This is a genomic window from Streptomyces sp. SM1 (assembly GCF_002910825.1).
Classification (GTDB): Bacteria; Actinomycetota; Actinomycetes; order Streptomycetales; family Streptomycetaceae; genus Streptomyces; species Streptomyces okerensis.
The window spans coordinates 1-7,242 of record NZ_NEUB01000631.1; the positions used below are offsets into that span (position 1 = coordinate 1).

The 7,242-nt window shown below is 67.4% G+C and carries 7 protein-coding genes and 1 pseudogene; 4 read left to right on the forward strand and 4 right to left on the reverse strand.

Going from position 1 to position 7,242, the window contains the following annotated elements; all coding sequences use genetic code 11:
- The 3 genes and pseudogenes from B9S61_RS16030 to B9S61_RS16040 all read right to left on the reverse strand — a co-directional run.
- Window positions 1-376, reverse strand: a pseudogene (locus tag B9S61_RS16030) (IS5/IS1182 family transposase); the annotation flags it as partial.
- 399 nt (window positions 377-775) lie between these two features.
- Window positions 776-1,195: a hypothetical protein gene (locus B9S61_RS16035; RefSeq protein ID WP_103542868.1), complete on the reverse strand. Its 420-nt coding sequence runs from the start codon at window positions 1,193-1,195 to the stop codon at window positions 776-778.
- A 56-nt stretch (window positions 1,196-1,251) separates the two neighbouring features.
- On the reverse strand, window positions 1,252-1,812 hold the full coding sequence (locus tag B9S61_RS16040) for a PadR family transcriptional regulator (RefSeq protein WP_219819921.1): 561 nt from the start codon (window positions 1,810-1,812) through the stop codon (window positions 1,252-1,254).
- A 246-nt stretch (window positions 1,813-2,058) separates the two neighbouring features.
- On the opposite strand from B9S61_RS16040, the gene B9S61_RS16045 reads away from it, so the two are divergent.
- From B9S61_RS16045 to B9S61_RS16060, 4 genes are all read left to right on the forward strand, one after another.
- Window positions 2,059-3,534 carry an aldehyde dehydrogenase family protein gene (locus B9S61_RS16045; RefSeq protein ID WP_308457771.1) on the forward strand — a complete coding sequence of 492 codons (1,476 nt, stop codon included), beginning with the start codon at window positions 2,059-2,061 and terminating at the stop codon, window positions 3,532-3,534.
- A 23-nt stretch (window positions 3,535-3,557) separates the two neighbouring features.
- Window positions 3,558-4,058 carry a DUF4188 domain-containing protein gene (locus B9S61_RS16050; protein ID WP_146064860.1) on the forward strand — a complete coding sequence of 167 codons (501 nt, stop codon included), beginning with the start codon at window positions 3,558-3,560 and terminating at the stop codon, window positions 4,056-4,058.
- A 102-nt stretch (window positions 4,059-4,160) separates the two neighbouring features.
- Window positions 4,161-5,609 (forward strand): MFS transporter, encoded by a 1,449-nt coding sequence (locus B9S61_RS16055; RefSeq protein WP_103542872.1) that lies wholly within the window; start codon window positions 4,161-4,163, stop codon window positions 5,607-5,609.
- A 119-nt stretch (window positions 5,610-5,728) separates the two neighbouring features.
- The gene (locus tag B9S61_RS16060) at window positions 5,729-5,908 is read left to right on the forward strand and encodes a hypothetical protein (RefSeq protein ID WP_103542873.1); all 180 of its coding nucleotides are present in this window, start codon (window positions 5,729-5,731) and stop codon (window positions 5,906-5,908) included.
- A 375-nt stretch (window positions 5,909-6,283) separates the two neighbouring features.
- On the opposite strand, the gene B9S61_RS16065 is transcribed toward B9S61_RS16060, so the two are convergent.
- A partial coding sequence (locus tag B9S61_RS16065; protein ID WP_103545782.1) for an IS4 family transposase occupies window positions 6,284-7,242 on the reverse strand: 959 nt, incomplete at its 5' end.

Below are 7,242 nucleotides of genomic sequence, written 5' to 3' on the forward strand. Positions count from 1 at the left end.
CGTTGGGGCCGGGGGCGGCGACGCGGTCGGTGCGGATGACGGTGCCGTCGAGGTTCAGATGCGTCAGCCCGGCCGCCTTCGCGCGTTCCAACGCGGTGGCGAGGTCCGGTGCCCCGGCCGCCAGAACGGTCAGCCCCTCATGGAGGTAGCGGTATGCGGTGGAGGCCGACAGGCCGTTGTCGCGGGCGAGTTGGGAAAGGCGGGTGCCGTCGATGAACCAGCGCAGGACGAGCACCGCCTGCCGGAAGCAGCCCAGCGCACGCCTGCCCCTGCGGGTTCCGGCCGCGACGCGGTGATCGCGCAGCAGCCGGGCCAGGTGCTCGGCGGTGGACCGCTTCACATCGAGCACCGCGGTGTATGTGACACTGGTCGGCACGTGAGGCCCCTCGGTCAGAACAATCCGTCGCAAGATCGTTCCTACCAGGGGCCTTACGTCTGCCCGGACTTGGGGACCGCACGGGCCGCAGCGCAAGCATCGCGATCACAGCGAGCGACGGGCGCTTACCGGGAAAGACTCAAGGATCCCGAAATCCTGCTCATGCAGCTGCAAGTACACGCTGCTGCTGCCTCACCCCAACAGGCGGGGCTCGCGAAACAGGTCCGTCGGCACTGGTGCGAACTCCGGTCTCTGATCAGCGCCGCCACCGGAGCCACACAAGACGAGCTCGACTCGGTCCTCGGCCAGGGCGCCCTGATCTCTGCTCTCGCTGCGGTCGATCTGCCGCCGTCACGGCCGAGTTGACTGCGAGGAGCGGGCGCCGACCGCTACGGCTACTCAAGCTGCGAGGAGGCCGACGCCGAGGGTGATCACTCCGTATGCGAGGGATGCGGCGCCGGCCCAGACCACCACGATGAGCCGATTGGGCTGGGTGATTTCCCCTCGCCCCATGGACGAAGCGAAGAATCCGGCCGAGACGAGCACTGCGGCCAGTGGTACGGCGATCCGGCCGGACCAGCCCCAGAATCCGGACAGCGACGTGGCGTCGGCCAGCACCTCGCACACCAGACTGAGCGTGACCAGGACGCCGGCGTGCGCATGTCCCGCCCGGGCGAAGGACTTCTGGAAGTCGGTCATGGGTACCGAGCCGCGCACGATACGGACCATGAAGGTTCCACCGAACTCGATCGTGACGATCGTCAGTAAGACGACGCCTGCGATGTAGCGACTCGCGTCGCTGAGTACCAGAGTCTGCAAGGGAATCTCCTGATGGTGAGCGCGGCGCGAGTGCCGCGCGACGATGGGTTCACGGGTCAGGCCTCGTGCGTGCCGTGCTCACGGTCGTCGGGCTCGGCCTCCCGCACGTCGCCCGCCTCCGACTCGAGCCGCCCTGCGGCCCACTCCGCCCAGTCCGCGATGGCCGTGGACAGCCGTACGCCCAGCTCGGCCGCGTACGCCCCGAACCCCGGCGTGTCCGGCGCTTGCAGGGAGTCCCGCAACTGGGCGATCGCTTCCGCCCGCTGGCGATAGAACTTCTCTTCCTCCCTCACCAGTTGAGCCGCGGCCGTCGCCCCGAGAGAGGGCAGAAGAAAGGCGCGCAGGGCGACTTCGTTGCGCACGGTTCTGCTCGGCTCGACCTCTGTCAGCCAGCGCCGCAGTTCCTCGCCGCCCGCTTCGGTGACGGAGTACCGCTTACGGCCGCGCGGACCTTCGTCCTCGGCGGTGACGAGCCCTGCCTCGGCCATACGGGCCAGCTCCGGATACACCTGACTGTGCTGCGCGGACCACACGTGGCTCAACGTGTCCCCGAACGCCTTGGTCAGTTCGTAGCCATTGGCCGCCCCTTTGGCAGTCAGCAGACCCAGCAAGGCCATCCGCAACGACATAGGTTCCTCGCCTCTCTTCCAGCCCCGTGAGCGAGTGACAATGTTGACATGTCCAATCAGACACTGTTAGCTTCCACATGTCAACATCGACATATCCGTCGTGCGCCAGGGGCTCCTAGCAACTGCCGTAGCGATCAGTCCCCCGATGTATCCAGTCGCAGAGCGCTTACTTCTGTACTGCCGACTGGCGAACGGCACGGCCAAGGTCGTCACGCGAGCAAGGGGAGAGCGTCTGTGAGTCGAACTGAGCCTGTTCAGATACCCGTTCACGAATGGGAGGGCCGCCTCTACAGCGGCGGCTGGTCTCCCGCCGCACAACACACGGACACGTTCGAGGTGTTCACGGGAAAGCGGCTTCTCGCCGTCGGCGAAGCATCCGCGAGCGACGTCCGGCAGGCCGCAGCAGCGGCCGCATCGGCGCAGCCCGCGTGGGCCGCGCGTGCGCCGGAGGAGCGCGCCGCGGTCCTCCGGCGAGCCGCTGCGACACTCGCCCAGCCCCCGTCCGATCTCGTGAGCTGGTTCATCAGCGAGTCCGGTGCGGTGCGAGCCAAGGCGGAGATGGAACTCGGTGCGTCAGTTGGCGAGTTGGCTGCGGCTGCCGAGATGGCGCAGGCTGTCGCCACGTCGTCTGTCCTGCCCAGCATCCAGCCGGATCGCACCGCCGCGGTGGACCGTGTGCCGCTGGGCGTCGTAGGCGTCATCACTCCGTGGAACATGCCTCTGATACTGGCCCTGCGATCCGTCGCGCCGGCTCTCGCTCTGGGCAACGCGGTTCTGCTCAAGCCCGACCCCAACACTCCTGTCGTCGGCGGGCTTCTGCTTGCCTGGCTCTTCGAGCAGGCAGGACTGCCTGACGGTCTGCTCCACGTCCTGCCCGGCGGCGCCGAGACCGGCACCGCTTTGGTCGAAGCCCCTGAAGTGCGGATGGTCTCCTTCACCGGCTCCACCGCAGCCGGCCGGGCCGTTGCCCGCCTCGCCGGGGAACGGCTAAAGAAGGTCTCCGTGGAACTCGGCGGCAACAACGCCTTCGTCGTACTGGAGGACGCCGACGTAGAGGCCGCCGCTGCGGCCGGAGCCTGGGGATCCTTCGTCCACTCAGGTCAGCTTTGCATCGCCGTCGGCCGCCACATCGTCCACCGGTCGATCGCCGAGCAGTACGTCGGCGCGCTCGCGGACAAAGCCGAGCGTCTCGTCGTGGGCGATCCGAGCGGGCCCGACACACAGGTCGGTCCGCTGATCAACGAGCGCCAACTGGTGAAGGTCAGGGACATCGTCACGGACACCGTCGCCGCTGGGGCCCGGCTGGTCTACGGCGGCAAGGCCGAGGGGCTGCTGCACTGGCCCACTGTCCTGTCCGAGGTGCGACCTGGGATGCGGGCGTTCGACGAGGAAATCTTCGGGCCGGTGGCCGTGGTCACCGCCGTCGACGACGTCGAGGAGGCAGTGGCGCTCGCCAATGCCACGGACTACGGGCTCGCGGCCGCCGTGTACGCGGGCTCGGCCGATGCCGCGCGCCCGGTGGCCAGTCGCCTCAGGGCAGGAATGGTGCACATCAACGACCAAACCGTGGTGTCGGAACCGCAGTTGCCCTTCGGTGGAATGGGATTCTCCGGCAACGGAGGACGCTTCGGAGGACGAGCCAGCGTAGAGGAATTCACGGAGTTGCGGCTTACCACGGAAAGCACCCCACCTCGCCGTTACCCCTACTGAGGCAACCAAAGGAGCATGCGGTCGTGAGTCAGAAGGTCTACCCCGGTCGGTATGCGGCAGCACCACCCGACGGGACAGTTGTGTTCCTCATCGGGATGCGCATCAACAAGTGGTGGAAAGTCCATCGTTGGCTGCCTGCCTTCATCGCCATGGTGCCCATGCTCAAGGAGGTAATACGGCAGTCCGAGCACGGCTTCCTGGGCTATCACGTCTGGTTCGGAAGAACCACCATAGTCGTTCAATACTGGAAGGACATGGACGAACTGCTCGCGTACGCGCGGAATGCCGGCGCCGAGCACCTTCCGAGCTGGCGGAACTACAACAAGAAGGTCGGCAACAACGGTGACGTCGGCGTCTGGCACGAGGCGTACATCACCCACCCCGACCAAATGCACATCATTTACCGGAACATGCCGGAATTCGGTATGGGTAAGGCGACGGAACATGTCCACCGAGGCGGGAACGGCCCGGCAGAAGCCCGCCGACGCGGCGACGAGTCGGCGCACAGCAACGAAGCGAGGTAGTAAGTGACCACAGTTCCTCAGCGGACAGCGGCGCCGGCCGGCGCCTTAGCTGCTGCTCCTCCGAAGCGCCCTCAGCTTCTGCTTCTTGCCAGCTGCCTGGGTATGTTCATGTCCTTCATCGAGGTCACCGCTGCCATCTCCACCTTGCGTGCCATGCAGATCGACCTGCATGTCGCAACGGCCGATCTCAGCTGGATCTCCAGCACGTACACGCTCGTCGTCGCGGCCGGTGTGCTTTCCGGTGGGGCATTCGGCGAGCGCTTCGGCAGGCGTCGCGTCTTCCTCATCGGGGTGGCCGCACTCGCAGCGGGCTCCCTGGTCGTGGCCGCGAGCGACAGCTACCCACAGGTACTGGTCGGCCGGGCTCTGAGCGGCATCGGCGGAGCGCTGGTCCTGCCCACGTCCCTGGCCTTCATCACCACGTCCTTCACCGATCCGCGCGAACGCGGCCGGAAGATCTCCGTGTGGGTCTCGGTCTCCGGCTTCGGCCTGGCTCTCGGTCCGCTCATCGGCGGCAGCCTGCTGGAGCTGTCCAACTGGCACGCGGTGTATCTGGTCAACGCGGTCCTGGCTGTCGTCACCGTCGCCGTCACCCTCTTCGCCGTCGCCGAGACACGCATTCCCGGTAGGCCTCTGGACTGGCCCGGTCAGTTCCTCGCGGTGATCGGGCTGGGCACTCTGGTGGGAGGCATCGCGGTCGGGGGCCGTGTCGGCTACGGGACTACCGGAGTGATCGCCCTTCTCGTCACTGCCGTAGTCGCCCTGGTGGCTCTGATAGTCGTCGAACTCCGCACGCCCACCCCGATGTTGAACGTCCGCATAATGCGCGCGGCGCCCTACCTGACCGCGCTCATCGTCGCAGCCGCCGGTCTGTTCAGCTTCGTCGGAGTGACGTTCCTCGAAGTGCAGTTCCTGCAGCGGGTACAGGGGGCCGCCCCACTGGAAACAGGTGTCCGCCTGCTGGCCGTCATGGGAGCGTTCGTCCTGTCCACTGCTGCCGCCTCTCGCCTCGGTGCCCGCATCGCACCCGCCAAACTGCTCGTCGCCGGCACCTTCATCACCGGCATCGCCACGCTTGTACTCCTGCTGCAGGGCCCCGACAGCTCCTACCTCGTGACCGCACCGGGCCTGGTACTGGTCGGATTGGGCTCCGGCCTGGTGATCGCGCCGTCCACCTCGGCCGCCCTGGCTGTGGTCGCACCCCAGAGTGCGCCCGCCGCCTCCTCCGCGGTGACCGCTTTCCGCCAGGTCGGCTCGGTGCTCGCCACCGCCGCACTTGGCGCCGTCCTCTCCATCAACTTCATCGACGAGTTGCCCGGTGAACTGGCCGGAGCCGGCGTGCCGTCCCGCATAGCGGGTGCCGTGGTGGACGGGGCGACCACCGGGACCGGAGGCACCGGCCCGCTGCCGCCCGGCGTCGGCTCGGCCATCGGTGTCGCGTTCACCGACGGCGTCCACATCGGCATGCTGGTCATCTCAGGCGTATCGTTCGCCTCGGCGCTGCTCGCTGCGGCCTTCCTCGTTCGCCGTCCCTCAACGCGCCCCCAGTAGAGTCCCACGACTCCATCAAGCGCGACACGGCGCAGTAGAATTTCAGTCGCCGACGTATTGCCCTGACCCATCCAAGTGGCAGCATGATGGGCTCAGAGACTCACAAGGGGCGTTCTGGGATGAATGAGACGAGCTGGTTGGGCGAGGAGCCGGAGCCCTCGGACGAAGAGGAAGCCTTGTTCGAAGTGCTCCGTGAAGACATCGGCCAGCCTCCGGCCACTGCATTGGAACAGGCCATCACAGCGGCACAGTTGAGCCTGCAGCTGCCCTACCCCGGCCCCGACAAAGTCACCGAGTGACCATCGGTTCGTGCGCTGGTCCCAGACCAGGACACCAACACATTGCTCGTACTGAGAGGGCGGGGACGACCACAAATCCGTGGTCGTCCCCGCCCTCTCAGTACGAGCAACCGAGGTGAAAGTCGCGATCTTCTCGCTGCACCCGGCTCGGCCGCAGACATCGTCGGCTGTACCCCAACGTCGCTTCTTTGATCGTTTCAGGGTGACTGTGGTCGTGGTGTGAGTGTGTGGAGCTGGATGGTGTAGGTGACGCGTTCGGTGGCGGGTTGATCTGGTTGGAGTGTGGGCCAGTTGACGTGTCGGGCCTTGGTGGCGCGGGGTGATCGGCGGCCGGGCCGTGGCCGGGTGGCGGTGCGGATCAGGTCGGCGCCGATGTCACGGATCTTGGTGGTCAGGCGTGGAGGGGGGAAAGTCCGCCCCGACGGTTCGCTGGGCGGCGTGCAGGGCGTGCTTGAAGCTGATCTGGGCTGGTGGGATGCCGTCCTGGGTCGCGCTGTCGGTGGCCAGGTGGCGTACGGACTGGTAGACGCAGAGCATCGCCCACAGTTCCTGGGCGACCATTTCGGGGCTGTTGGAGCGCAGGGTCGCGGTGCGGCCGCCGCGTTGCTCGACCTTGATCGACCGGTAGATCGTTTCGCTGGTCCAGCGACGTGCGTAGAGCTCGGCGAGTTCGGTGGCCGGGGCGGTGTCCGGGTCGAGGAGGGTGGTGATCAGGCAGAACAGTTCCGAGGACTCGGTGGTGGAGCCGTCGGCGCCCTCGGCGGTGCTGTGCACGGTGTACTCGATCACCCGGACGGTGATGCGCTGTCCGCGTGGCCCGTTGAGGCGGGAGAGACAGGTGCCGTCGTGGAGTACCTCGATGACGGGCAGGGTGAACGACGCGCTCGCGCGCCACAACAGCTCAGCGCCCCGGCCCGCGGCTGCGGTGAACAGGTCGTAGGAGGGGAAGCCCCGGTCGGCCAGCAGCAGCGTGCCCCGCTCGATCACCGGCAACAGGCGTGTGGCCAGGGTGCGTTCCCCGACCGCGAGGGAGTCGAAGACCGCTGCGATCACGGCCAGGGTGCCGCACTCGACCAGGGCCAGCAGCCGCACCTGTGGATAGGGCCCCTGCCGGGCCTCGGTCACAGGCCGGGTGTACGCGGCGGAGTTCGCCGCACTGTCGGGGACGTTGAAGGTGGTGCCGTCCAGCGAGGTCAGACGCAGGTTCCGCCAGAACACCCCCGGCGTGGCCGGCGTGCCCTGCGCTCCGCGCACCCGGTCGAACAGCACCCGAAGCGCCCCCGCCCCCAGCCGGGAGCGGGCCTTGGTCAGCGACCCTGTCGATGCCGGACGCC

Excerpts from the sequence above, each read along its gene's own strand:
- B9S61_RS16040 (WP_219819921.1), bottom strand. The coding sequence starts at position 1,812 with ATGGCCTTGCTGGGTCTGCTGACTGCCAAAGGGGCGGCCAATGGCTAC.
- B9S61_RS16055 (WP_103542872.1), top strand. The coding sequence starts at position 4,161 with ATGTTCATGTCCTTCATCGAGGTCACCGCTGCCATCTCCACCTTGCGT.
- B9S61_RS16060 (WP_103542873.1), top strand. The coding sequence starts at position 5,729 with ATGAATGAGACGAGCTGGTTGGGCGAGGAGCCGGAGCCCTCGGACGAA.